Source organism: Dyadobacter sp. CY323 (assembly GCF_021390245.1).
In the GTDB taxonomy this organism is placed as follows: domain Bacteria; phylum Bacteroidota; class Bacteroidia; order Cytophagales; family Spirosomataceae; genus Dyadobacter.
In genome coordinates, this window is the sequence record NZ_JAJUXH010000001.1 from 105,708 (window position 1) to 131,618 (window position 25,911).

18 protein-coding genes are annotated in these 25,911 nt (G+C 46.5%); 16 read left to right on the forward strand and 2 right to left on the reverse strand.

Features of this window, described 5'->3' with window-relative positions; genetic code table 11:
* Positions 1 to 199 precede the first annotated feature (199 nt).
* From LZG72_RS00525 to LZG72_RS00585, 13 genes are all read left to right on the forward strand, one after another.
* Positions 200 to 1,129 carry a hypothetical protein gene (locus LZG72_RS00525; protein ID WP_233866209.1) on the forward strand — a complete coding sequence of 310 codons (930 nt, stop codon included), beginning with the start codon at positions 200 to 202 and terminating at the stop codon, positions 1,127 to 1,129.
* A 126-nt stretch (positions 1,130 to 1,255) separates the two neighbouring features.
* Positions 1,256 to 4,285: a TonB-dependent receptor gene (locus tag LZG72_RS00530; RefSeq protein WP_233866212.1), complete on the forward strand. Its 3,030-nt coding sequence runs from the start codon at positions 1,256 to 1,258 to the stop codon at positions 4,283 to 4,285.
* 40 nt (positions 4,286 to 4,325) lie between these two features.
* Positions 4,326 to 5,753 (forward strand): RagB/SusD family nutrient uptake outer membrane protein, encoded by a 1,428-nt coding sequence (locus LZG72_RS00535; RefSeq protein ID WP_233866214.1) that lies wholly within the window; start codon positions 4,326 to 4,328, stop codon positions 5,751 to 5,753.
* A gap of 124 nt (positions 5,754 to 5,877) precedes the next feature.
* Positions 5,878 to 7,320 (forward strand): sulfatase, encoded by a 1,443-nt coding sequence (locus LZG72_RS00540; protein WP_233866216.1) that lies wholly within the window; start codon positions 5,878 to 5,880, stop codon positions 7,318 to 7,320.
* A gap of 21 nt (positions 7,321 to 7,341) precedes the next feature.
* Entirely contained in the window at positions 7,342 to 9,681 is a 2,340-nt protein-coding gene (locus tag LZG72_RS00545) for an arylsulfatase (RefSeq protein WP_233866219.1), read from the forward strand.
* Between the two features lie 404 nt (positions 9,682 to 10,085).
* Positions 10,086 to 11,462: a sulfatase-like hydrolase/transferase gene (locus LZG72_RS00550; RefSeq protein ID WP_233866221.1), complete on the forward strand. Its 1,377-nt coding sequence runs from the start codon at positions 10,086 to 10,088 to the stop codon at positions 11,460 to 11,462.
* 200 nt (positions 11,463 to 11,662) lie between these two features.
* Positions 11,663 to 13,042: a sulfatase gene (locus tag LZG72_RS00555; protein ID WP_233866222.1), complete on the forward strand. Its 1,380-nt coding sequence runs from the start codon at positions 11,663 to 11,665 to the stop codon at positions 13,040 to 13,042.
* 15 nt (positions 13,043 to 13,057) lie between these two features.
* Complete coding sequence (locus LZG72_RS00560) at positions 13,058 to 14,479, forward strand: sulfatase (protein ID WP_233866224.1); 1,422 nt, start codon at positions 13,058 to 13,060, stop codon at positions 14,477 to 14,479.
* Between the two features lie 19 nt (positions 14,480 to 14,498).
* The gene (locus LZG72_RS00565; RefSeq protein WP_233866225.1) at positions 14,499 to 15,956 is read left to right on the forward strand and encodes a sulfatase; all 1,458 of its coding nucleotides are present in this window, start codon (positions 14,499 to 14,501) and stop codon (positions 15,954 to 15,956) included.
* Positions 15,925 to 17,325 (forward strand): sulfatase, encoded by a 1,401-nt coding sequence (locus LZG72_RS00570; RefSeq protein WP_233866226.1) that lies wholly within the window; start codon positions 15,925 to 15,927, stop codon positions 17,323 to 17,325. Before LZG72_RS00565 ends, LZG72_RS00570 begins: the two co-directional genes overlap by 32 nt.
* A gap of 331 nt (positions 17,326 to 17,656) precedes the next feature.
* On the forward strand, positions 17,657 to 18,916 hold the full coding sequence (locus LZG72_RS00575; protein ID WP_233866227.1) for a peroxiredoxin: 1,260 nt from the start codon (positions 17,657 to 17,659) through the stop codon (positions 18,914 to 18,916).
* Between the two features lie 89 nt (positions 18,917 to 19,005).
* The gene (locus LZG72_RS00580) at positions 19,006 to 20,178 is read left to right on the forward strand and encodes a cysteine desulfurase family protein (RefSeq protein ID WP_233866228.1); all 1,173 of its coding nucleotides are present in this window, start codon (positions 19,006 to 19,008) and stop codon (positions 20,176 to 20,178) included.
* A 14-nt stretch (positions 20,179 to 20,192) separates the two neighbouring features.
* Positions 20,193 to 20,447: an ACT domain-containing protein gene (locus LZG72_RS00585; protein ID WP_233866229.1), complete on the forward strand. Its 255-nt coding sequence runs from the start codon at positions 20,193 to 20,195 to the stop codon at positions 20,445 to 20,447.
* 37 nt (positions 20,448 to 20,484) lie between these two features.
* Here the strand turns inward: LZG72_RS00585 and LZG72_RS00590 are convergent, their stop codons facing one another.
* Complete coding sequence (locus LZG72_RS00590; protein ID WP_233866231.1) at positions 20,485 to 21,432, reverse strand: EamA family transporter; 948 nt, start codon at positions 21,430 to 21,432, stop codon at positions 20,485 to 20,487.
* Positions 21,433 to 21,439: 7 nt separating this feature from the next.
* Positions 21,440 to 21,916, reverse strand: coding sequence for an Lrp/AsnC family transcriptional regulator (locus LZG72_RS00595; RefSeq protein WP_233866233.1), 477 nt, complete (start codon positions 21,914 to 21,916; stop codon positions 21,440 to 21,442).
* Between the two features lie 226 nt (positions 21,917 to 22,142).
* Between LZG72_RS00595 and LZG72_RS00600 the strand changes: the two genes are divergently transcribed.
* Genes LZG72_RS00600 through LZG72_RS00610 form a run of 3 tightly spaced genes read left to right on the forward strand, consistent with a single transcriptional unit; the run spans position 22,143 to position 25,909 of the window.
* The gene (locus LZG72_RS00600; RefSeq protein WP_233866235.1) at positions 22,143 to 24,101 is read left to right on the forward strand and encodes a UbiA family prenyltransferase; all 1,959 of its coding nucleotides are present in this window, start codon (positions 22,143 to 22,145) and stop codon (positions 24,099 to 24,101) included.
* Positions 24,094 to 24,798 carry a methyltransferase domain-containing protein gene (locus LZG72_RS00605; protein ID WP_233866238.1) on the forward strand — a complete coding sequence of 235 codons (705 nt, stop codon included), beginning with the start codon at positions 24,094 to 24,096 and terminating at the stop codon, positions 24,796 to 24,798. Before LZG72_RS00600 ends, LZG72_RS00605 begins: the two co-directional genes overlap by 8 nt.
* Positions 24,773 to 25,909, forward strand: a complete 1,137-nt coding sequence (locus tag LZG72_RS00610) for an NAD(P)/FAD-dependent oxidoreductase (protein WP_233866241.1) — start codon at positions 24,773 to 24,775, stop codon at positions 25,907 to 25,909. Before LZG72_RS00605 ends, LZG72_RS00610 begins: the two co-directional genes overlap by 26 nt.
* Positions 25,910 to 25,911 lie beyond the last annotated feature (2 nt).

Sequence of the window (25,911 nt, forward strand, 5' to 3'; positions counted from 1 at the left end):
CAATGGAAAGTTGCGCCCATGGTGGTATCCGATCCTGGCTTCCGGCAATCGCCCGGAAAGTGTTGTCGCCGATACTGCTAGCCGGTCTCGCAGGGCTTAAAGTTTCCTGACGCTTATTTTCATTCCTATTACATATTGTAAAATCTGTCACAACGCAGTTCTAACGCGTTCGGCAGCATTACCTGTGAACATTATAATCATGAAAAAATTGAAATTTCTGATTTTTGCATTAGCGTTTTCATTGCTTTCTCACACCATTTTTGCTCAGGAAACGTCTGATAATAAGGTGATTATTACAGGTGTTCGTTTTGCGTATCCTTTGGTGGAAAAATGGATCAGGGATTATACGGCAATAAACCCCAAGTCTCAGATCATCATCGAAACCCGCACCATCACGGATCCTCAGAAATATGATCTGCTGATCGAGGCGTATGAGCAGGATAAAGAAGTGAAGGAAACACGGGAGTACATTTCAGTCGCACGTTACGCACTGCTGCCGATCGCCAATTCAAAATCTGCTTTTGCCAAAGAATATGGAGAAAAAGGCCTGACGGAAAAAACGTACAAGCAAATTTACTTCCACGACATTTATGCCGAAAAGGACAAAACGCTCCCTTCCGATTATACCATTTACACCAGATTACAAAAGGCAGGAGCGCCCGTCACTTTTGCAAAATACTTTGGCTACGAGCAACAAAATATAAAAGGAAAGGCCATTGCAGGGGCTGATGAGCATTTGATCAAAGCATTACTGAAAGACGAAACGGGGATTAGCTACACGATACCCGGGCTCGCATTTGATCTTCAATCGAGAAAGGCAGTGGATGGAATCACCATCATCCCGGTCGATTTTGATGGAAATGGCCGCGTCTCCAAAGAAGAAAAACTACTTGACAATTTGGATCAGGTACTGACGGGTCTCGAAGCTGACAAGATTAAAAACGTACCGGTTGAATACATTCATTTTTCAATCGGCAAGCATAATGCAAATCCCGAGGCTAAGAAGTTTTTGCTTTGGGTTGCCGCAAATGCAGAGAAAGATCTGCGCCAGTTTGGCTATCTGAAACCGGATCCGAAAAAACTGGAACACGAAAAGGCAAACCTTGAAAAGTTCGCTGCTATTAAATAAGGTTCATCGTCGTATATCGCATACCGTCAACATTGTTTGTTGGCGGTATCGAAATGCGTTTGCCAATTTTCCCTCATACCCTGTTCATTTAACTAGAATTCTAATTTTTTAACCCGCTTAAATTTGATGAAAAAATACGTGTACCTCACGCTTTTCCTGGCTTTGGGCCTGCTATCAGCGCATGCGCAGGATGTAGTGACCGGAGTCGTCAAGGATGCCTCGGGACAATCGATCCCCGGCGCGACTGTCGTTTTAAAAGGAACTTCCAAATATGCCAGCAGTGATCTGGATGGCAAATTCAGCATTACCGCACCTAAAGATTTTCCTTTCACGCTGCAGATCAATATCACCGGTTATCAGCAGCAGGAAATCGATATTTATGAGTTGTCAGACGAACCGGCAGAGGTTGTTTTGAAAACAGCCAATGTGCTGGACGAAGTAGTCGTGATCGGGTACGGTACTCAAAAGAAAGGAGATCTTACAGGTTCTGTTGCTTCTGTACCGCAACTCGCATTAAAACAACCGATTAGCTCATTCGACCGCGCATTGCAGGGTGCGGCAGCCGGTGTGCAGGTAACTCAGACTTCGGGTCAGCCCGGAGCCGCGGTCAGTATAAGGATCCGGGGCGGGAACTCCATTACGGGGGGAAATGAACCCTTATATGTGATCGATGGATTTCCGGTTTATAATAGCAATGGAGATGCCAGCGCCGGCGTGACGAACGGTCCGAGTATCAATGCATTGGCAAGTTTGAATCCGAGTGATATTGAGTCGATTGAGGTTTTAAAAGATGCATCTGCTACGGCCATTTACGGTTCCCGCGGTGCAAACGGAGTGGTTTTGATCACGACCAAAAAAGGAAAAGCCGGGCAAAATACATTGACTTACGACGCGTATTTTGGTACCCAAAAAGTCCTGAGTAAGATCGACGTGATGACGAGTGCGAAAGATTGGGCTATACTGAAAAATGAAGCCCGCGCCAATTCGGGAAAAGCGCCTTATTATACGCAGGATCAGATCAATGGATTGGGTGAAGGTACCGACTGGCAGGAAGAGGCTTTCCGTTCCGCATCCATTCAAAATCACCAGCTTTCGCTCACTGGTGGCGATGATCGTACGCGTTACGCGATTTCAGGTAACTACTTCAAACAGAATGGAGTATTGCTAAATACAGATTTTGAAAGATACTCGGGCCGGATCAATCTGGACCGTGATTTTTCTTCTAAATTCAAAGTGGGTGTTAACCTTACTGCCAGCAAAATCAGCTCGCAGGTGGCCAACGCAGGGATTGTAAATGCGCTATTATCGATGCCGCCGGCGGTGAAAGTCCGTGATGCAAGCGGGAAGTATACCTATCAGAGCGAATTTGAAACTCCACTGGGAAACCCGATTGCAACGCTGGAAAAGGAGGTGAACAAAACCACGACTTACCGCCTGCTCGGAAATGTGTTTGGAGAATATACATTTTTCGACGGTTTGGTTGCCAAAGTTTCTTTTGGAACGGATGTGATCAATAATAAGCAAAACCGTTTTATCCCGTCCGATATTTACCAGGGAGCCAACTCCAATCCAACCGGAAAAGCGTTCGTTGGAACCAAATTCTCCTCTACCTGGCTGAATGAGAATACATTAAGTTACTCAAAAACACTTGGAGAAAAGCATTCATTAAACATGGTTGTGGGTTACACACAACAGGCATTCTCAACTGAAAGTGCGATTGCGGGCTCCGAGGCATTCATTACGGACCAGCTTACCTATAATGACCTCGGCAGCGGATCGGTCTACAGCCAGCCTTCTTCCGGGTCTTCATCCTGGGCTTTGAATTCCTATTTAGGCAGGATCAACTATTCCTTTGACCAAAAATACATTGTCACGATCAGCGGTCGCGCCGATGGTTCTTCCCGTTTTGGTAAAGCCAATAAATGGGGTTATTTCCCATCTGCGGCAGTGGCTTGGAACATCTCACGCGAAGAATTTTTGTCCTCATTCAAGACGATCAGCAACCTGAAACTGCGCCTGAGCGCGGGTATCACAGGTAACCAGGAAATCGGCCAGTATCTTTCCCTGGCGACTCTGAATTCGAATACCTATTTCTTCGGCGGGCAGACTTACATTGGTTTTGCCCCAAACCGCATTGCAAACCCGGAACTAGGCTGGGAAACGACGGCACAGTACGATGGCGGGTTCGACCTTTCGTTGTATAAAAACCGCATTAATTTTGTGTTCGATGCCTATTACAAAAAGACCACAAACCTGCTGCTGAACGTCCCGATCCCGTATACTTCGGGACAAAGTACCTCTTTGCAAAACTATGGTTCTGTGGAAAATAAGGGAATTGAGCTTGGTATCAACACGGAAAACCTCACCGGGCCTTTTTCATGGAATACCAATTTCGTCTTTTCGGCAAACCGGAACAAAGTATTGACATTGGGCGATGGTGCCGACTACATTATTTCGGGCGCTAACATTGCACAGGTGGGTCAACCGCTGGGGTCTTTTTATGGGTATAAAACCAATGGATTGTTCCAGACCGGCGACGATATCGCCAATCTTCCGACAATCAATCCGGCGACAACCAAAGCAGGTGACAGAAGGTATGTGGATATCAATGGAGACAAAAAAATCACGCAGGCTGACGACCGCACGCTGATCGGAAATGCACAGCCGAAGTTTCAGGGGGGAATTACGAACACGTTATCGTTTCTCAATTTCGATCTGAGCATTTTCTTCCAGGGAACGTATGGAAATAAGCTTTTTAACCAAAACAGGCAACAACTGGAACTGCTGACTGGTCAGCAAAATGCATCCACTGCTGCATATGACCGCTGGACGCCAACAAATCCGACGAACGAGGTGCAACGTGCATTTGAAGATCCTGCGCCGGTTAATACAAGCCGGTATGTGGAAAATGCCTCGTTTTTACGTCTGAAAAACGTGACGCTGGGCTATAATCTACCAAAAAGCATTGCTTCCAAAATACATTCGAGCCAGATCAAAGTCTATGTTTCGGCGGCGAATTTGTTCACCTGGACCAAGTATACCGGTTTTGATCCCGAAGTGAGCCGCAATGAGCAAAGTACGCTCAACCAGGGAATCGATTACAGTGTTTATCCATCCTCCAAATCGTTTTTAGCAGGTTTAAGCATTTCATTTTAAGGTAATTAAATGTTTTAAACCAAATTTTGAAAACAGAATCATGAAAAAGATACTCTATATATTTCTTGGCATTTTCACCTTCACTTCCTGCACGGACCTGAATGAAAATCCAGCCTCGCTCATCACGACCGAGCAGTTTTATAAAACCGAAAGCGATGCCCTGGCGGCGGTAACCAGTGTCTACAATGCAGCCCTGAATAACGGCGGGTTGACGATGTACAACCGTCTGGTACACCTTGCTTTCGAGATCATGTCCGACGATGCGATTGCAGGTTTGCGGGTAACCAATGCGGATGTGCGCTCCATTTCGGTACTGTCGCATTCCACCACCAATGACCGCGTGGATGAACTCTGGCGTGAAAGTTACGTGGCGATCAACCGGGCGAATATCGCGATCGAGCGCATTCCGCAGATTGAAATGGATGCCACGCTGCGGACGAGATTGGTGAATGAATCCAAGTTTTTACGCGCATTGCTATACTTCAATCTGGTAAGACTTTGGGGCGATGTACCATTGGTTTTGCAGGAAGTAAACTCGTTGGGTAAAGATGCGATCCAGGTCGGGCGGACGCCAAAAGAAGCGGTGTATCAGCAGATCATCAAAGATTTAACCGATGCCGAAGCATTACCGAAGTCATTTGCAGGGGCAGATGCCGGACGTGCGACGGGCGGTGCCGCAAAATCCATTCTGGCCAAAGTGTATCTTACTCGTCAGGAATGGGACAAAGCGGCTGCAAAAAGTCTGGAAGTGATAAATGGAGGATATGGTTACGATCTTTTCGAAAATTTTGCAGATGTATTTAATGTCGCTACCAAAAATGGCAAGGAGCATATCTTCTCTGTTCAATGCAAATCCAATGTAAATGGACAGGGAAACCGGCTTGCTTCGTCGGCTACGCCGGTAGGGATACCTGGTGTGGCTGCGGCAGGTACCGATGAGCCGCATGCGGATGTTTACAAACTTTATGCAGCGACTGACAAACGACGCGATGTGACTTTTTTTACATCGCTGGTAAGCCCGACAACCGGCAAGGAAATCACATTTCCGCCCCGTTTTTTCAAATATTTCGATATGGCCCAAATCGGTAACCCGACGGAATCTGCTAAAAATATCCCGGTGATCCGTTACGCCGAAATACTGCTGATCTACGCGGAGGCTATTAACGAAAGCACGGGGCCGACAACCGAGGCTTACGCGTCGATCAACAAGGTTCGTAACCGGGCCGGACTTGCCCCATTGGCCGGTTTGACCAAAGATACCTTCCGCGAAGCCGTTTATCTGGAACGTCGTCTGGAACTGATGTTTGAATTCCAACGCTGGTTCGACCTCGTGAGAACAAAACGCATGATCACCGATTTGCATAAAGCAGGCAAAACCAACGCCGCTGAAAAGCATTACCTCCACCCGATCCCGCAAAGAGAATTGGACCTGAACCCGAAGCTGGTACAAAATCCGGGGTGGGAGTGAAAAAACCTGGTAAGTCTGCAAGACTTGCCAGGTTTAGGCTCCGGAAGAGGGCGAGGGCTGTTGGTGATAACACCAACAGCGGCATAGCGGCATAAGCGAATCTTAAAACTATTAGTGACTATAAATGACAACCATTGACAAATTCTTCCCGAGACTAATTTTGATTCTCCTCCTGTCGCTTCCGGCCTCCGCTCAGAAGTCGGAAAAACGCCCCAACATCCTCTTCATCCTCGTCGACGACTGGGGGTGGACGGATTTGAGTTCGGCGGGGAGCAAGTATTACGAAACTCCGAATATTGATAAGTTGGCAAAACAGGGTTTGAAGTTTACCCAGGCCTATTCAGTGGGGCCAAACTGTGCGCCGAGCCGGGCGTCGCTGATGACCGGAAAGTATACGCCGCGTCATGGCATTTTCACGGTTGGTAATGCGGATCGCGGGCAATCGGCTGACCGGAAACTGATCCCGATCGAGAACAATACGGTCTTGAACCCATCCTTTGTTACCATTGCAGAAGAGCTCAAAAATTCAGGGTACAGTACCGGTTTGATCGGTAAATGGCAGCTCGGTGGGAAAGGCAAGAATGCCGATGCACATGCTCAGGGTTTTGATCACGTGATCGGAAACACAGGCGGTACCAACTCGTATTTTTACCCATATAATAAAGAAGGAAAAGAGTCGCCGCACGAAGGCATTACCTCGGGAAAAGAAGGAGAATATCTGACAGACCGGCTCACCGACGAGGCTGTCAAATTTCTCGATTCCAATAAAGAAAAGCCGTTTTTCCTATATCTATCCTATTTCGCAGTGCATACGCCGGTGGAGGCAAAGGAGGAAATTATCAAAAAATACAAAGCTAAAAAAGGTGATCAGTATCATAACAATCCTGCTTATGCGGCGATGATCGAAAGTGCGGATCAGGGTGTTGGCCGGGTTTTGGATCAATTGGAAAAACTTAATATTGCTGAAAATACACTGGTTGTTTTCTTCTCGGATAATGGGGGAATGGGAGCCAATACCACACAATATCCGCTTCGTGGTTCAAAAGGAATGCTTTATGAAGGCGGAGTTCGTGTTCCGCTGATCGTAAAATGGCCCGGCAAAACCAAAGCGGGCTCGGTAACAGATACGCCGGTGATCGGGATTGACTTTTATCCAACTCTGCTGGAAGCGGCAAACATTCAAAAACCGTTAAATGCGGAATTCGATGGCCAAAGTTTTGCGCCGCTTTTATTGGGCAAAACGACTCCGTCAAGGGATATTTTCTGGCATTTTCCGGGCTATCTCGAAGCTTTTAAAGGAGATGACCGGAATAAAGACGCATTCAGGACGCGGCCGACCAGTACCATTCGTTCCGGCGATTTTAAGCTGCACGAGTTTTATGAAGATGGACGTATCGAGCTTTATAACATCAAATCGGATATTGGCGAAACGAAGGATTTATCCAAATCCAATCCTGCAAAAGCCAAGGAATTGAAAGATAAACTCGACGCGTGGAGAACAAAGACGAATGCACCTGTTCCGACGAAACTAAACCCTGAGTTTGCTCCGGCTGCGAGCGGCAAATAACCCCATTTACATTTCTGTTTTATGAAAATAACTTTAAAAGTGGCAGTCTCGGTGCTGGCCGGATGCGTGGCCGCCGGTTCGGTTTTCGCGCAAAATAGTCCGCAGCAGCCGTGGAATGGCAAAGCCGGAAAAACACTCCTTGAATCGACACCATTTAAAATTGAGCATCATAAAAAAGCTCCGAAAGGCGCGCCCAATGTAGTCTGGATATTGATCGACGATGCTGGTTTCGGTGCGACTACTGCATTTGGAGGTTTGGTAGAAACGCCTAATATCGAGAAACTGGCCAATCAGGGGCTTCGGTTTACCAATTTTCACACCACCGCCATTTGCTCGCCGACCCGCGCCGCATTGCTGACCGGCCGGAACCACCATTCCGCTCACGTGGGTTTGCTTACTCCGGCTGCGATCGATTTCCCGGGTTACGACACCTACATTCCGTTTGAAAAGGCGACCGTCGCGGAAGTGCTGCGTGAAAACGGATATAGCACATTTGCATTAGGTAAATGGCATTTGACCCCAGTGACCGAAAATTCGCAGGCCGGCCCATTCGACCGCTGGCCGACCGGCAGAGGTTTTGACCAGTACTACGGATTTCTGCCGGGTGCGACCGATCAATGGCACCCGGAACTTTGGGAGGGCGTAACCAAGCTGGACATTGAACCGAATACCAAGCATTTGAATGAATTGCTGGCAGATAAAGCCATTAAATACATTGCAAATCAAAAATCAGTGGATGCGGAAAAGCCATTTTTCTTATATCTGGCAACCGGTGCAACGCATTCGCCGCACCAGGTTTCGAAAGAATGGATTGACAAATACAAAGGCAAGTTTGACCTTGGATGGGACAAGTACCGCGAGATCGTGATCGAAAACCAGAAAAAACTGGGCGTTATTCCTCAGAATGCTGTTTTGCCCGAACGAAATCCGGGCGTGAAAGAATGGGCGACGTTAACCGAAAAAGAGAAGAAAGCTTACGCGCATTTCATGGAAGTGTATGCGGCTTTTTACTCTTACACGGATTATGAAATTGGCCGGATCGTCAATTATCTGGAACAAATCGATCAGCTGGATAATACGGTTATCGCAGTCATTTTGGGGGATAATGGAGCCAGTAAAGGCGGTACCCAACATGGAACGATCAGCCCGCAAATCAACCGGTTGCAAGGTGAGCAGCGCATTGACGCGATTTTGAAAGCAAGCGATCTAATAGGTACCGACGAATCCGCCACTGACTACCCGATCGGCTGGGCGGCGGCTGCCAATACGCCATTCCGTTACTGGAAAGCGGATGCAAATACGGAGGGCGGCACGCGTAATCCGATGATTTTGTATTATCCAAAAGGCATTAAAGACAAAGGCGGTGTCCGTCACCAGTACGGGCATGTGATCGATATTCTGCCTACTACGCTGGAAATCATTAAGGGAGAATCGCCGAAGCTGATCAATGGCTACAAACAAGAGCCGATCGAGGGGACGAGCCTGGCGTATGCGATCGACAATGTCAAAGCACCATCAAAACACACGATCCAGTATTATGAGATTGCCGGCGCACTTTCGATTTACAAGGATGGCTGGAAAGCTTCAAGAGGACATCAGGTGATGGACAGTTTTGAGATCGGTCGCGGGGCAGATCCGAGTGGAAAAAAAGTGGATTTCAGCAAAGACGTCTGGGAGCTTTATAATCTGAATGAAGACTTCAACGAGCGGACGAACCTGGCTTCCAAAAATCCCGGAAAACTGAAAGAATTGCAGGCGGTTTTTGATCAGGAAGCGAAGAAATACAATGTGTATCCATTAAAAGATTTCACCGCGCACGATATGCCTGCTGGAAGAACGGTTTACGGCAAAACGCCGACCGTTACCTTATTTCCGGGTGTCGATAACCTTGTAGGAGTGAGCAGCCCGCTTTATGACGGCCGTTCCTTTACAGTGAATACCGAGGTGGAGATCGTTTCAGGGCAGGAGGAAGGTGTTTTGTTTGCCGTAGGTGGGGATAAAAGCGGGATCAGTCTTTTTGTGAAAGAGGGCAAGTTCCATTACACGCATAAAACGGGAAAAGATGTTTTTAATGCGGTTTCTTCAAACTCCATTCCGAAAGGAAAAGTGAATTTTAAGCTGGTATTCGAACATTCCGGCCCGGCTGAGGCAGGTCAGTCTGTTGGAAAGGAAACGGTATATATGAATGATGAAAAAGTAGGAGAAAGAAGTTTCACCGCAGCCCAGGCCCAGATCCAGGGCCCGCGCAATCTTGATGGTACAGATGTAGGAAGAGACCAAAAACACGCGGTTTCGGATCAATATAAATCACCATTTACATTTACCGGAAAGTTGAGAAAAGTGGTTATTAATTATCAGTGAGGTATTGTCGGAAATGGTTCGGGATCGTTGGAAATGGCTCGGGTGATCCTCTCGGCAGTGCTGCCGGAAGCCTGTTTCTGGCAACGACGTGAATTAGAGAAATCGATAAGCTGGGGAAGAGCGACCTGTTTTGGCAATATGTAAAAAAAGAAATCGATCGCTGGCGAAGAACGACCTGTTTTTGGCAATATGTAAAACAAAGAAATCGATTGGCTCCCGAGGAGCCTCCTGTTTCTAGCAACAAGGTATAACGAACAGTCAGGGCTCCTGAGGAGCCTCCTGTTAAAACCGATTAACGATTTCAATATGGATATAAAATTGAAAAATCGTTATTTTTTGATGTCGCAATGCGTCTTAATTATATATAACCAATATGACCATACCTGAAAACCAAATGATTATCCATGAAAGTAAATAAATACTTCAAAAACACTTTGGGTGCCCTGCTTTGCCTGATGGCCCTGGTTCCTGCTTTCGCCCAGAAAAGGGCCCCGAATGTCATTCTCATTCTCGCGGATGATATGGGCAGGGAATGCATTGGCGCATATGGAAGTACCTACAAAACGCCTCATATCGACCAGCTTGCAAAGGAAGGTTTGAAATTCAATTATGCATTTTCGCAGCCGCTTTGCACGCCTACCCGTGTGCAGATCATGACGGGCAAATACAATCACAAGAACTATTCGCAATTTGGCCATCTCAACCAGGACCAGAAGACCTTTGCGCATTTGGCAAAAAAAGCGGGTTATGCAACGGCCATTGCCGGTAAATGGCAGCTCGGGGCAAATAACAAATTGCCCAAGCATTTCGGTTTTGACCAGTATTGTCTGTGGCAGCTGGACAAGCCGAGGCGGGACGGTGAACGTTATGCCAAACCTTTGATCGATAAAGATGGCGAGATCCTGAAAACAACGGATGACGATTACGGACCGGATATTTTCGTTGATTACCTGCTGAATTTTATTGAAAAAAATAAAGACGGAAAGTTTCTGGCATACTACCCGATGGCATTGGTGCACGATCCATTTCCTCCCACCCCTGACAGTAAAAGCTGGAAAACGGACCCTGCGGGACGCCATAAAAGCGATACGCTCAACTTTAAGGATATGGTGACGTATTCCGATAAAAATGTAGGCAAGATCGTTCAAAAGCTGAAAGATTTGGGTATTTACGAAAATACGATCATTATTTTCACGGGTGACAACGGGACCGGCAGGGCAATCGTAACTCCCATGAAAGATGGAAGCAGCGTAAAAGGCGGAAAAGGGCTCACGATCGATCGCGGGCATCACGTACCGTTGGTGATAAACTGGGGAACGCGCAAATATAAGAGCCACGAAACCGACCGGTTAATGGACTTTACCGACATCCTGCCTACACTTGGGGAGGCCATGCAGGTGAAAGTTCCCGCCGAATGGGACACGGACGGGCGCAGTATTTTGCCATTGGTCCAGGAAAAAACAGGCAGACCGCGTGAATGGATTTTCTCACATTATACTCCCGTACATAGCGAGTCGGCCAACAAGAATTCGGCCAGATTTATGCGTAATCAGCATTATAAGCTGTATTCCGACGGCAGGTTCTACAATCTGGAAAAGGATATTGAAGAAAAAAGCCCGATCGCGGAAGGCCAGGCAGGAGCGGAGGGAGAGTTGGTGCGAAAGCTTTTCGTACAGGATATGAAGCGTTTCCCGGCATGGAAGTTCGGCGATGCGCCGGTTGCGAAAGTCGTTTTGCCTGGGTTGGAACCCGATCCGGCATTTGCGGAAAAGACAGATTGAGGCGTTTGTGAACAACAGGAGGCTCCGATGGAGCCCGTAATTCTTTCACTTATATATCCTAGAAACAGGAAGCCGCTCTGCGGCTGAGGTTCGGTTCCTTGAGAAATGTATGCAAGCTCCGGCGGAGCTTCCTGTTTCTAGCAAACAATAACAACAACGGATATGAGCTCCGGCGGAGCTTCCTAAAAATTAACCAAAAAATGAATTTCAAATACGCCTTACTTTTTGCATTAATCCTCGCTGTTGGTTTTCATGGACAAACTTCCGGTCAAACCAAGCCAAAATACAACGTGCTCTTCATCGCTGTCGATGACATGAATGACTGGATCGCACCGTTTGGCGGGTATCCTGGCATAAAAACACCTAATATTGACAAACTGGCAAAAAAGGGTGTGGTTTTCCAGCGCGCCTATTGCTCGGCGCCTGCGTGTAACCCTTCGCGGGCGAGTCTGCTCACCGGGGTTAGGCCTTCTACTTCCGGTGTTTATCATAATAACCAACCCTGGCGGCCTGTCTTGGCGGATGCGGTGACGTTACCTCAGTATTTTACCGCAAATGGTTACGAGGTAAAAGGTGCCGGAAAAATCTTTCACAATGCATTCAATGACAAGGCTTCATGGCCCGTCTATTTCGACGTACCCCAATCCCCTGAGCCGCCCAAAGCTCCGGTAAACGGCTTCGCACATTTCGACTGGAGTCCGGTGGATGTGAAAGATGAGGATATGGGTGATTTTAAAGTGGTGAACCAGGGTATCGATTTTTTTGATAAAAAACACGACAAACCATTTTTCCTGGCGATCGGTCTTACACGTCCGCATTTACCCTGGTATGTGCCTCAGAAATATTATGACCAATATCCTTTGTCGTCCATTAAACTGCCAAAAGTAACCGCAAACGACCTGGCCGACGTTCCGGATGCAGGTGTGAAAATCGCCAAACCAACAGGCGACCATAAGTTTATCGTGGACAACAAGCAGTGGGAAAAGGCGGTGCAGGGTTACCTGGCGAGCATCACTTTCGCGGATGGACAGATCGGACGGTTGCTGGATGCATTGGAAAAGAGTGAATATGCCAAGAATACCATCATCGTTTTCTTTGGCGATCATGGGTGGCATTTGGGCGAAAAGGAGCATTGGAGAAAGTTTGCATTATGGGAAGAAGCTTCCCGGGTCCCATTCATCGTTTATGCGCCTGGACTTTCCAAACCGAATTCCGTTTCGCAACGTACTGTGAACCTCATGGACATTTATCCAACATTGACCGAACTGTGTAATTTGCCCGGCAAAAAAGGGGTGGAAGGCAACAGCATTGCACCTTTATTGAAAAATCCGTCTGCCGAGTGGGATCACCCCTCCCTGACTACGCACGGCTTTGGAAATCATGCCATTCGTTCCGAGAAATGGCGTTATATTCGTTACAACGACGGTTCTGAAGAATTATACGATCACGATACTGATCCGCAGGAATTCAAAAATCTCGCAAAAGACCAGAAGTTTGCCGCCGTTAAAGCCAAGCTGGCAAAATCATTGCCCGTCATAAATGCAAAAGATGCTCCCACTGTCAAAGAGGGAAAAGAATAACTTAACGATCTCACGATGAAAAGGTACCATCTTGCTTCGGCAATCCTGTTTGTTTTGGCGTTATCCCCGTTTTTTGAGAGTGTGGCAGAGGATGGTGGGGATAAAAAAGAAAAGAAAAATTACAATGTGTTGTTCATTGCCGTCGATGATCTGAACAATGATCTGGGCTGCTATGGGAACAAATTTGTAAAAACGCCGAACATCGACCGGCTGGCAAAAAGGGGTGTGAAATTCAACCGCGCCTACACGCAATTCCCGCTTTGCAGTCCGAGCAGGTCGTCGTTATTAACGGGATTGCGGCCCGACGTAACGAAGATCTACGAATTGCAAACGCATTTCAGGAAGACCCTGCCGAACGTGGTAACGCTTCCCCAGTTATTTAAAAACAACAATTATTACAGTGCGAGAGTCGGCAAAATCTTCCATTACGGCGTGCCGGGCCAGATTGGTACCGATGGGCTCGACGACCCGATTTCCTGGGACCATAAAGTAAATCCGAAAGGCCGGGACAAAGCGGAGGAGTCTCTGGTCAAAAACCTGACGCCTACCCGTGGACTGGGCAGCGCACTTGCCTGGCGCGCCACCGAAGGTACCGATGCCGAGCAGACAGACGGAATGATCGCAACGGAAGCGATCAAAATCATGACAGAAAAGAAAAACAGTCCGTTTTTTCTGGCGGTAGGATTTTTCAGGCCGCATTCGCCTTACGTGGCGCCTAAAAAGTATTTTGACCAATATCCTCTGGCCAGCATTCCATTGCCGAAAGAAATACCCAACGACCTGGATGACATCCCGGAAGCTGCTTTATTTACAAAACCCGCACATTGGGGATTGTCTGTCGATGAGCGAAAGGAGGCACTGAGAGCTTATTATGCGACTATTTCATTCATGGATGCGCAGGTAGGCAAGTTGCTGGATGCATTGGATAAACTCAAACTTTCCGATAATACGATCATTGTTTTCTGGAGCGATCACGGTTATAATGTAGGTCAGCACGGACAATGGATGAAACAAAGTCTGTTCGAAAATTCAGCCCGTGTGCCGTTAATTGTTTCAGTACCAGGAGGTACGAAAGGGAAATCGTCCGGCCGGACTGTGGAGTTGCTGGATATATATCCAACTCTCGCGGAATTGTGCGGCATTAGCCCAACTCAGAAATTACAGGGCAAAAGCCTTACACCTTTGCTCAAATATCCGGATGCGATTTGGGACAAACCGGCTTATACTCAGGTCCGAAGAGGCGAGATCTTTGGAAGGAGCGTCCGGAGTGAACGTTTCCGATATACCGAATGGGATGAGGGAAAAGCAGGAGTGGAGCTGTATGATCACCAAAAAGACCCGAATGAGTTTACCAATCTTGCCAAAGACAATGCGTATCTGATTACCGTTGCTGAAATGGCTACGTTGTTGAAAAAGGGTTTTCCTGCAATTGAATAGGAATAAACACCACAAATGCATGATGAGAAAATACCGTCGCCGGTTGCTGGTAGCAGGTTTTATCCTGCTCGGCGCCGGTTTTATTTTGGGTTTTAAAAATGAGGCTACTCCAAAAGCGTCGAAACCCAATGTTGTGATCATTCTGGCTGACCAATGGAATGCGCAGTCTTTGGGATATGCCGGTAATGCGGATGTGAAAACGCCGAATCTGGACAAGCTGGCAGCACGGAGTGTGGTTTTCAAAAATGCAGTTTCGGTAATGCCGGTATGCAGCCCGGCGCGGGCGAGTTTACTCACGGGACAATATCCGCTCACACATGGTGTTTTTTACAACGATCGCCCGCTCCGAAATGAAGCGTTGACACTGGCTGAAATTTATAAAGAGGCAGGTTATGCGACAGGTTACATTGGTAAATGGCACGTGAATGGTCAGGAGAATTCCGAAAAGCAATTCAGTGGGCGAAATCGTCCGGTACCAAAAAGCCGGAGACAGGGTTTCGATTACTGGAAAGCACGCGAAGTGACGCACGACTACAATAATTCTTTTTACTTTGATGAAAACGACGTAAAACACGACTGGCCAGGTTACGACGTTTTTCCTCAAACCGACAGCGCGATCAGTTTTATCAATAAAAACAAAACAAAACCTTTCGTTCTGGTACTTTCATGGGGCCCGCCGCACGACCCGTATGCGACTGCGCCGGAAGAATACCGCAAGCTTTATACTCCTGAAAATCTGAAACTCAGGCCGAATGTGCCGGACTCATTGAAAGCGAAGGCTAAAAAGGACCTGGCGGGTTATTATGCGCATTGTACGGCTTTGGATAAATCAGCGGGTGATTTGCTGGAAGCGCTGAAAAAGGCTGGTATTGAGAACAATACGATCCTCGTTTTTACATCTGATCACGGGGATATGTTGTACTCACAAGGAAAAGTCCGGAAGCAGAAACCGTGGGACGAGTCGCTCCTTGTTCCATTAATTGTCCATTATCCGGCCAAATTAGGCCGAGAGAAACGAGCATTGACAATTCCATTCAGTAACATCGATATCTTGCCGACGCTGCTCGGATTAAGTGATTTGAAAATTCCTTCAACGGTTCAGGGAAAAAATTATGCGGCGATACTTACCGGAAAACAAAAAGTCACCGGCGAGGAAGTCGCTCTAATTCAATTACCTGTCCCATTTCATGAAAATAATTTTCTGAATGGCGGAAAGGAATATCGTGCAATACGCACAAATAAATACACATATGCCAAAGATCTGAACGGTCCGTGGCTTTTATACGATAATGCCGCAGATCCTTACCAGCTCAAAAACCTGATCGGTGCGTCGGAATACGCGAATATTCGGGGTAAACTTGAAAAAGTAATGGCGGAAAAACTGGCGGAGGCAAAGGATGAATTTCTGACGGCCGATGCTTATATGTCTCAATGGAAATATCGATATGATGGTAAGGATAGTTTACGGTTGCATTAAGTGTTTTATAATCAGTTTATTAATCGTCTTAACTATTGAGCCGGCCGTCGCTCAGAGTAACAATTCCAAGCAGCCGAACATCATTTTCATTCTGACGGACGACCATCGCTGGGATGCGTTGGGCGTGATGGGGAATAAAATCATTCAAACTCCGAATCTGGATGCGCTGGCCAACCGGGGCATTTTGTTCCAAAAGGCGTACGTAACCACGGCAATTTGTATGGTGAGTCGCGCCAGTCTGCTGAGCGGGCAGTATATGTCGCGGCACAAGATCAATAATTTTAATACCGACTTTGAGAAGGATGCGCTGGCGCAAACCTATCCTGCATTGCTCAAAAAGGCTGGATATAAGCTCGGGTTCATCGGCAAATGGGGCATTGACGTTCAAAACCAGCCGGATTCGCTTTATGACTACTGGGCTGCGGCCAAAGAAGGTCAGCCTAAATATGAACTGAAAAATAAGAGCGGAAAAGTCATTCACCATACAGATAGTGTTGGAAAAGACATTACCCGGTTTTTGGGCCGATTTGCGGGGAAAGAACCATTTTGTCTGGCTGTGAGCTTCAAGGCGCCGCATGAGCTGGACGGAAATCCGCCGACTTATCCGGTTCAGGAACGGTTTAAAGATTTATATAAAAACGTCGCAATTCCCGATCCGATCACCGCCGATCCCAAGTACTGGAACACACTTCCTGATTTTATGCTCGCTGACGCAAACATCGGCCGGAACCGCTGGAAACCTATTTTGTCTACGCAGGAGCTGCGCGCGGAAACCACAAGGAATTATTACCGTTTAATCACCGGCGTGGATGAAGTAGTGGGAAATCTGGTTGGGCAACTGAAGGATTTAAAAATCGAAGACAACACCATCATCATTTTCATGGGCGATAATGGATTTTCACTCGGTGAGCACGGCTTGGAAGGTAAATGGTTTGGTTTCGAAGAATCCATCCGCGTCCCGTTAATTATCTCGGGAAATGCATTGCCAGCCAATTTGAAGAGTAAGAAATCCGATGCCATCGCATTGAATATCGACATTGCACCGACCATTCTGGCGCTGGCGGGAGTGAAGATACCGGCAGAAATTCAGGGCCAGGACCTGATCGGCACATTACAAAAGAAACTTCCCGTCCGCAAAGATTTCTTCTACGAGCACACCTTCATGGGAAGTCCGGGATTGCCCAAAGTCGAGGGAGTTGTGACGGAAGATTTGAAGTTCATGAACTACATCGAGCACGGTTACGAGCAGCTTTTCGATACAAAGAAGGATCCTCATGAGATTAGGAATCTGGCTTTGGATAAGACATCTGCACCGAGGCTGAATTCCCTAAAAAAGCGATACTCTGAGCTCAAAGCGGCTGTAAAGTAGCATCATAGCATCTCCAAACTCTTCCTGCAAAATTTTTTCCACCTTCCTCCTTGCATACCTAAAAACTTATTTTCATCTTTGTCTATCGAATTAATAGATTTATAAAGAATGAAGGGAGAGGTTAGGCTCTACGATCTTCTGGCAACCTAGGACTTTTAAGGTGCCCCAACCTAATTCTAACGATAAATCTAATTATCCAACCACCGGATCGAACTGTATTGAAGTTGACCAGTGCTTTTTCCGAAAGGAACAGGCTGGAAACATTTGGCTTTTTGCTGATTTGTTACAAGGGTTTGATATGTAAATAACCTAATTAAAGAATTATAACAAAATGAAAATCAGACATATATGCTCCTACGTAATTGCGGTTGCATTCTCGTTAACCACTGTTTTTTCTCAATCTCTCCCAATTAAAAACGGAATCTGGCGGGGCGTATTTAAAGTCGGTGAAAATGAGGTCCCATTTAATTTCGAAGTAAAGAACGGGGCAGGGAACGAACCCGTTTTCATAGCAATCAATGGGGAGCGGCGGGACGATTTTCAGGTTAACCGCATTTCCAGCGACTCCATAAAAGTCAGTCTGAACACTTTCGAGACTGCCTGGTTTGCGAAGATCCAGCAGGATGGCAGTATCACCGGCGTGCAAAAAAGTCTGATTCCGGGAAATGCCGGCAGAAGTTATCCTTTTGAAGCTCAGCCCGGGAAATCGTACCGGTTTGTAGAGTCGGGAAAGGAAGTTGCTCCAAAAGCCAATATTTCGGGTAGATGGGTTGTGAAAATTCAATCGGCGCCCAACTCAGAAAAGCCTGCGCCGGACCGGGTAGCGGTTTTTGAACAAAAAGGAAATAAGCTGAATGGCATTATCCTCTCTGTTTCAGGAGATAGCCGCGAGCTGGAAGGTAACGTTCAGGGAGATGAATTCCTGTTATCCGGTTTTACGGGATCCAGCCCGGCGTTTGTAAGAGGTAAAATCAATAGCGATCAGTCGATCACCGGCTCGATCGGTGCCGGCGCGGAACCTATCCGTTTTGAGGCCATAAAAGATGATAACGCAGCATTGCCCGATGCATACGCACTAACATTCTTAAAACCAGGCTACGACAAGTTCGATTTCACTTTCCCGGATGTAAATGGAAAGCCGGTTTCGCTCAGTGACGAAAAATACAAAGGCAAAGTGGTGATCATCGAAATCATGGGAACATGGTGCCCGAACTGTATCGATCAGGTGACTTTTCTGGCACCCTGGTATAAAGAAAACAAAAGCAAAGGGGTAGAAGCGATCGGGCTCGCATTTGAAGCGAAAGATGATCTCGCATTTGCGAAAAACACATTGACCAAACTCAAAAACCGTTATGACATTCAGTATGACCTGCTTTTTGCCGGGAAGGTTGGCGGAAATGTAGTTGCTGAAAAGCTGCCCCCTATCGACAAATTTCTGGCTTACCCAACCACCATCATCGTCGGTCGCGATGGAAAAGTGAAGGAGATCCACACTGGATTTTCAGGAAAAGGAACCGGCCAGTTCTATCAGGATTATGTCAAAAAATGGAATAAAGATCTGGCCAATTTTATTGCTGAGCCCCTGCCTTGAAGGCAGGGCAATAAGAATGGGCCTATCAATTGCCTCGCCTTTCAAGGCGAGGGACAAGAATAGAGATAAATGATAAAATAGAGAGGAGTATGGAAATCTATTGTGATAATGCAGCTACAACAGCGCTGGATCCGGAGGTGATTGAAGCAATCCTTCCTTTTTTAACACAAAATTATGGCAATCCATCGTCCACACACTGGGCGGGAAGGAAAGTCCGGGAGGCCATAGATCGTTCCCGAAACACCATTGCCGACATTCTGGGTGCTTCTCCGGGCGAAATCTTTTTTACCTCGGGAGCGACGGAGGCCAACAATCTGGCACTCACCGGAGCCATTCAAACCTATGAGATCAGTCATGTGATCACAAGTAAAATAGAGCATAAAGCCGTTTTGCAAACTCTGGCCCGGCACGAAAAGGAAGGTGATATCGAAATCAGTTTTGTTAAGCTGGATGAACGCGGTCATGTCGACTTATATCACCTGGAAAACCTGCTCCGTGCCAATCCACGCACCTTGATCACACTAATGCACGCCAATAATGAAATCGGTAACATTACTGATATTCATGCGATTAGTATTCTTGCTCAACGTTATAATGCCATTTTTCACTCAGACACCACCCAGACGATCGGTAAGATCCGGTTTGATCTCAGCCAGGACCACATCGATTTTCTGGTTGGTTCCGCACACAAATTTCACGGCCCAAAAGGCATTGGGTTTATTTACATTAATAAAAAACACAACATTAAAGCCCAGATCCTGGGTGGCGGACAGGAAGGCGGTCAGCGCGGAGGTACCGAAAATGTGATCGGCATCGTGGGTTTGGCAAAAGCCCTGGAAGTCGCATACCGCAACCTGGACGAAAATCAGACCAAAGTCTGCCGGTTGAAACAGTATATGATCTCAAAACTTGCGATCAGCGGAATCGGCGGGATTTGCTATAATGGAGACAGTAAATCGATAGACAACAGCATTTCAAATGTGCTGAATGTTTCACTCCCCTGCCTCGCTCTGGGAAGTGTGGTGAACAAGCTGGATGCGATCGGCATCGCGGCCTCGGGCGGGAGTGCGTGTTCGAACCTCGGTAATGGCAGCTCGCACGTAATCAGTGCGTTACCTTGTCAGCGTGATAAGGAGAATGTACGGTTTTCATTCAGTAAGTTCAATACGTTCGACGAAGTGGACCACATTGTGAATTCGCTTGCCAGAATTTACGAAACGGAGCCCGCTACCCGGAAAAGAGAATTACAATTAGCCAATTAAAAATCAACAGACCAATGAAAGACACATTTCTCCTACGCATTATTTACCGGAATGCAATCAGCCTTCACAAAATCACCACCATTGTAGAATCCGTAAAAGGTGCGAAAATCAAGCATCTTAATTTTATCAATAAAGGAAAAACGTTTGTCGGTGTGATCGCTTTCGAAGTGTCTCAACTCATTGATTTTGAACAAATTATTGTTCTCATCCGACGGAATGGGGATATCTCTCAAGTAGAAAGGATTTCCGAAGACGCACTCTGTTATTAGAGTCATTTCCTGAAACCCCGACCCATCCTTCACTGGATCAATAGGCGTTCGCCACCTGTTTTGGTTTTCTGTATTTGTGCAGATTGATCAATAGCACGCTGGCGAGGATTACGATCAGTCCTGAAATTTGCATGGGTGTAATGGATTCACCTGCGAAGAAAATGCCTAGCAATACTGCCACCACGGGGTTGACGTAGGCATACGTGCTCACTTTTGTCGCTGGCTGCACTTTCAAAAGCCAGACGTATGCGCTGAAACCCGCGATCGAGCCGAAAAAGATCAAATACGTAGCTGCCAGCCAGGTGTCTGTGGGTACCGTGGCGAGGTTCAAAGTGGTGTATTCTCCGGAAATAAAGATCCCGGGGACGAATGCAATACCCGCCGCGAACATCTGCCAGGTTGAATTTACGGTTGCTGAGTCGGAGCCGGAATTGTATTTCGAATACAAAGAACCACCCGCCCAGGCCATTGAGCCTAATACCACCAGGACCATCGCGAACAAGTCGCGTGAACTGTTCAGCGACGACATAGACGCCATGATCTTCTCGCTAAAAAGCAGGACTACGCCCGCAAAACCGATCACCAGCCCCAGAATCGTTGATCTGTTGCTCAGGTTTTCAGACCATTTCGGCTTGTCGAGCAGCACAAACCAAAGTGGCGAAGAAGAAACCATAATGGCGACCATCGCGCTCGGAAGGAATTGTTCGACCCAGATCACGACTCCGTTCCCGACGAATAAAAGGAGTAATCCGGTAATGATCGCAGGTTTGGCTATTTTCCATGAAAATAGTTTATCGCCCTGGGCCAATGTCCAGGCGAGCATCAATAATCCCGCGACAATAAAACGGAATGCACCCAGGAAAAACGGGGGAAGTCCATGTAACGCTCTCTGAATGAAGAAGTAAGTGGAACCCCAAACGATGTAAACGGTGGCAAAAGCCAGCACTACAAGGAGGGTAGACGGAGTTTTGTTTTCTGATTGCATGACAAATTCATTTTTCGGGTATGACTAATTGTTGTTCTTCTTTTACTGTCTCCAGAACGATGGTAGTCCTGGTGGAAATGATGTTTGGGATTTTGCTGAACGAATTTCGCATTAACTCCATCAGCGAGGCTGAATCGGCAGTCCGCACTTTGACCAGGTAGCAATCGTCGCCAGCGATGTGATGTACTTCCTGTACTTCGGGAATTTTGGCTAACTCTTTGGTAGTGATATTACTGCCCATTCCCTCGGACGATTTTATCGAGATGAACGCGAGTAACTTCTGCTGCAATGCGCCCGGATTGATGCGTGTGGTATATTGGATGATCACATTTTTCTGTTCCAGTTTCTTCACCCGTTCTAGCACTGCAGACGGCGCCATTTCCAGCTCGCGCGCCAGGTCGGCGTTTGATATCCGTGCATTCTCCTGCATCAGTCTCAGAATGCTGAGGTCCACTTTGTCGAGTACTATCTCATTTCCGGTCATTCTTCTCGTGTTAATTCGAACGATATTCAGTAATTTTCAATAAGTCTAGCATATAGTTCAGCTAATACAGTTAAAATTCGCTGAAAGTTCTAATTTATCCTACATTTTCAGAATTTCTTTTGTGTTGGACATTCCCGGGCAACATGCCATCCGGGACAGTTTTCTGTTTTTATAAAAAGTACCTTCCAACCTCGCAGACTATCTGCTTTCTGATTAAATTGGCGGGATGTTGATCGACGGGAATACCATCAAACTTCTGAGAATTCCATTCTCCTTTTTTCTGCTGCCGCTTTTTTTATTTGCGTACAGTCAGGCGGAAACGGTGGTGCATCATCAGGCGTTGTGGTCGTTTTTAATCATCCATTTACTGATTTACCCGGCAAGCAACGGATACAATAGCTTTGTCGATCGCGATGAAGACAGTATCGGGGGGCTGGAAAAGCCGCCGCTGCCCACGATCCGGCTTTTTTATCTTACCATATTTCTGGATTCGATTGCGATCGTTTTCGCCCTCATTTTCGTAAATACGCTGTTTGCCGGTTGTCTTTTACTATATATCGCAGCATCGCGCGCGTACAGCTCGCGGCAGATCCGATTGAAAAAGTACCCGATCGCCGGTTTTTTAACAGTCGCTTTTTTTCAGGGCGCATTTACTTACTATATGTCCATTGCCGGGGTTTCGGGCTCGGGGCTACGACTGGATCGGGAGAATATCTGCATTTTGCTCGGATGTACTTTTCAGATCGCGGGCGCATATCCGCTCACTCAGGTGTACCAGCATAAACAGGACCTGAAAGACGGTATCGAAACGCTGAGCTTTAAACTGGGGTATACAGGCACTTTTGTGTTTACCGGGCTGATGTTTCTACTCTGTAATGTATTTTATTATTTGTATTTTACGTCAAAGGATCTTGGAATGGTTTTTTACATAATCCAGGTGTTCTTCTTCCCGATTGTACTCTATTTTAGCTACTGGTTTTATCTGGTTTACAAGGATCGGCAGGCCGCCAATTTTAGGAATACAATGCGAATGAACTGGATTGCGGCGATATGTATGAATAGTTGTTTTCTAGTATTAATTATTATCAACAGAATTCCTTTGAGTTATTTATCAGCAATTGAAACCGCAGTCCCCAGCCATTGCTATTCGCAGGAAACGCTTTCCGATTTTTACATCCGATCCACCGACGATTTAATCAGTAAAAGGAAAATTAAAATCGTAGCTGGCAAAACCGGCATCGAAAAACGCTACTCAGTTCTTTCCGATTTCGATAAAAAAGCAGGTGAGTTTACATTTTTTAATAATTCCGCCGATCTGCTGCCAGAACCCACTCTGACGCAGCGCATGCAGGTTTATCAGCAGGAAGCGACCAAACTTTCAAAAAAAGCAGTTGAGAAAATTAAGGATTTTGAGCAGATCAAAAGTTCAGTTACCCATCTGATCACAGTGACTTGTACGGGCCTTTTTGCGCCCGGACTGGATGTAGAGCTGATGCGCGAATTGCGGTTAAATCCAGCCATTCAGCGCAGCAGCGTCAATTTTATGGGTTGCAATGCAGCGATTATTGCCTTGAAAAATGCAGATGCCATTTGCAGGAGTCAGCCGAATGCGCGCGTTTTGGTAGTATGTACAGAACTTTGCTCGATCCATTTTCAGAAACAATATAACGATGACTATCTGCTATCAAACCTGCTTTTTGGCGACGGTTCGGTGGCAGTTCTGGTCGATTCCAGACCTTCGGGGAATTATCAGCACGAGGTTGAAATCGATGCATTTAATTCGCTGATCCTGCATAATGGCTATTCGGATATGGCCTGGCGGTTGTCAGAAACAGGCTTTATTATGAACCTGTCTTCGTATGTGCCGGACCTGATCAGCAAGAATATCAGGCCGATGCTGGCTTCGGTCGGGCTGAATGCGGAAGATTACAAACACTGGGCGATACATCCGGGTGGAAAGCGGATCGTGGATGATTTCGCGGTTGCGCTCGAACTGGATAAATGCGCTTTGGCTCCGACTTATCAGGTGCTGAAAAATTACGGCAACATGTCATCGCCGACTGTGCTTTTTGTTTTAAAAGAAGTGATTGAAAAGACGAAACCAGAACATAAAGGAAACCGCATTTTCTCGGCGGCATTTGGTCCGGGACTTAGTATCGAAACCATGCAGCTCCGGTATGTTTAAAACGAGGAGCAATGAAAAAGAGCTTCTTGACCAGGACGGAATTCCTGCCCCCGATTTGTATCAAAACCTCAGAGAACTCGATTTCATTAATCACTGGCTGGGCGGCTATAACATTTCTTTCTCGGCACTAAAAAAAGTTTTAAAACCCGGTAAGACCTACGTCCTCGCGGATATTGGTTGTGGTGGAGGTGATACCTTGAAACGGATATTCAACTGGAACGAAAAGGTGGGTTTTGAGCTGGATCTGCATGGAATCGATCTGAAACCGGTTTGCATAGCATATGCAGAAACTAATCTCAGCGGAAAACACGTGAACCTGATCTGCGACGATTACCGTAATTTGTTCCGGCATGTGAAGAAAGTCGATATTATTCACGCTTGTCTTTTTTGCCATCATCTTACTCAGCAGCAACTTGCCGGGTTAATGCATTTTGCATTGCAGCATCGCGCTATTCTGATTATCAACGATCTCGAACGCAATCCGGTCGCCTATTATTCGATCAAATTTCTGACACGACTTTTTTCAAAATCGTATTTGGTCAAAAACGATGCGCCGCTTTCTGTTTTGAGAGGTTTTAAAAGAGTGGAATGGGTTAAAATGATTCAGGAGGCTGGCGTGAAAACGTTTTCTGTTCGTAATAAATGGGCATTCCGACATGAAATAATCATTTATGGAGACGCAGGAAAAAGTCTATGAATGTGCCATTATCGGCGGCGGCCTGGCGGGACTTTGTCTATCCATTCAGCTCGCGGACAAAGGTTATTCAGTCTTACTTTTTGAAAAAAATAAATTCCCGTTTCACAAAGTTTGCGGCGAATATATCTCCATGGAAAGCCGCGATTTTCTGATCGGTCTGGGCCTGCCTTATCGTGAACTTAATTTGCCGGTAATTAATACATTAGGTATTAGTTCCGAGCAGGGATTTATGCTTGAACATCAGCTGGAAATGGGCGGGTTCGGGATCAGCCGATTTACTCTTGATAATCAGCTTTTTGAAATTGCTGAATCGAAAGGAGTGAAAGTCATGCAAGGTAGCCGGGTAACCGATGTGGCGGAAACAGGTTCTGATTATCAGATCCAGACTTCTGATTCTGTTTTTAGAGCCCGTATAGTTTGTGGCAGTTACGGTAAATACACGCCTCAATTCATCCATTTAAAGCAAGTTGTTAATCCGGAAATCGAAGCGAATAATTACATCGGCGTAAAATATCACATAAAGGCCAGCCTGCCGCCCAACCGGATCGAACTTCATAATTTCAAAGATGGCTATTGCGGCGTTTCAAAAGTGGACCGGGATTGGTACTGCCTGTGCTATCTGACGACAGCTAACAATCTGTTGCAGAATGGGAAGGATATCAAACTTATGGAGCAAAATGTACTTTACAAAAATCCTTATTTGAAAGCCTATTTCACGGAATCGGAGTTTGTGAATGAGCAACCGCTGGTGATCAGTAATGTGCATTTTAACAAAAAACAAACTGATACCGATGGGATTTTCCTGCTAGGTGATGCTGCGGGCTCCATTACGCCGCTTTGTGGAAATGGAATGAGTATGGCGATGCGCGCCTCCAAGCTGCTTGCGACGGAATTAATCTTGTTTGTTGAGAATAAACAAACCAAAGAACAGGCACTAAAAAACTACCAAAACGCCTGGAATCATGCATTTAAAACGCGCATTACGGCCGGATACCATTTGCAGAATCTCTTTGGAAAGCGTACTACCACAGACCTGGCACTCAGAGCGCTGTCGAAAATGCCCAGGCTCACCGGTAAACTGGTCTCGCTAACCCACGGTGACGTTTTTTAAGG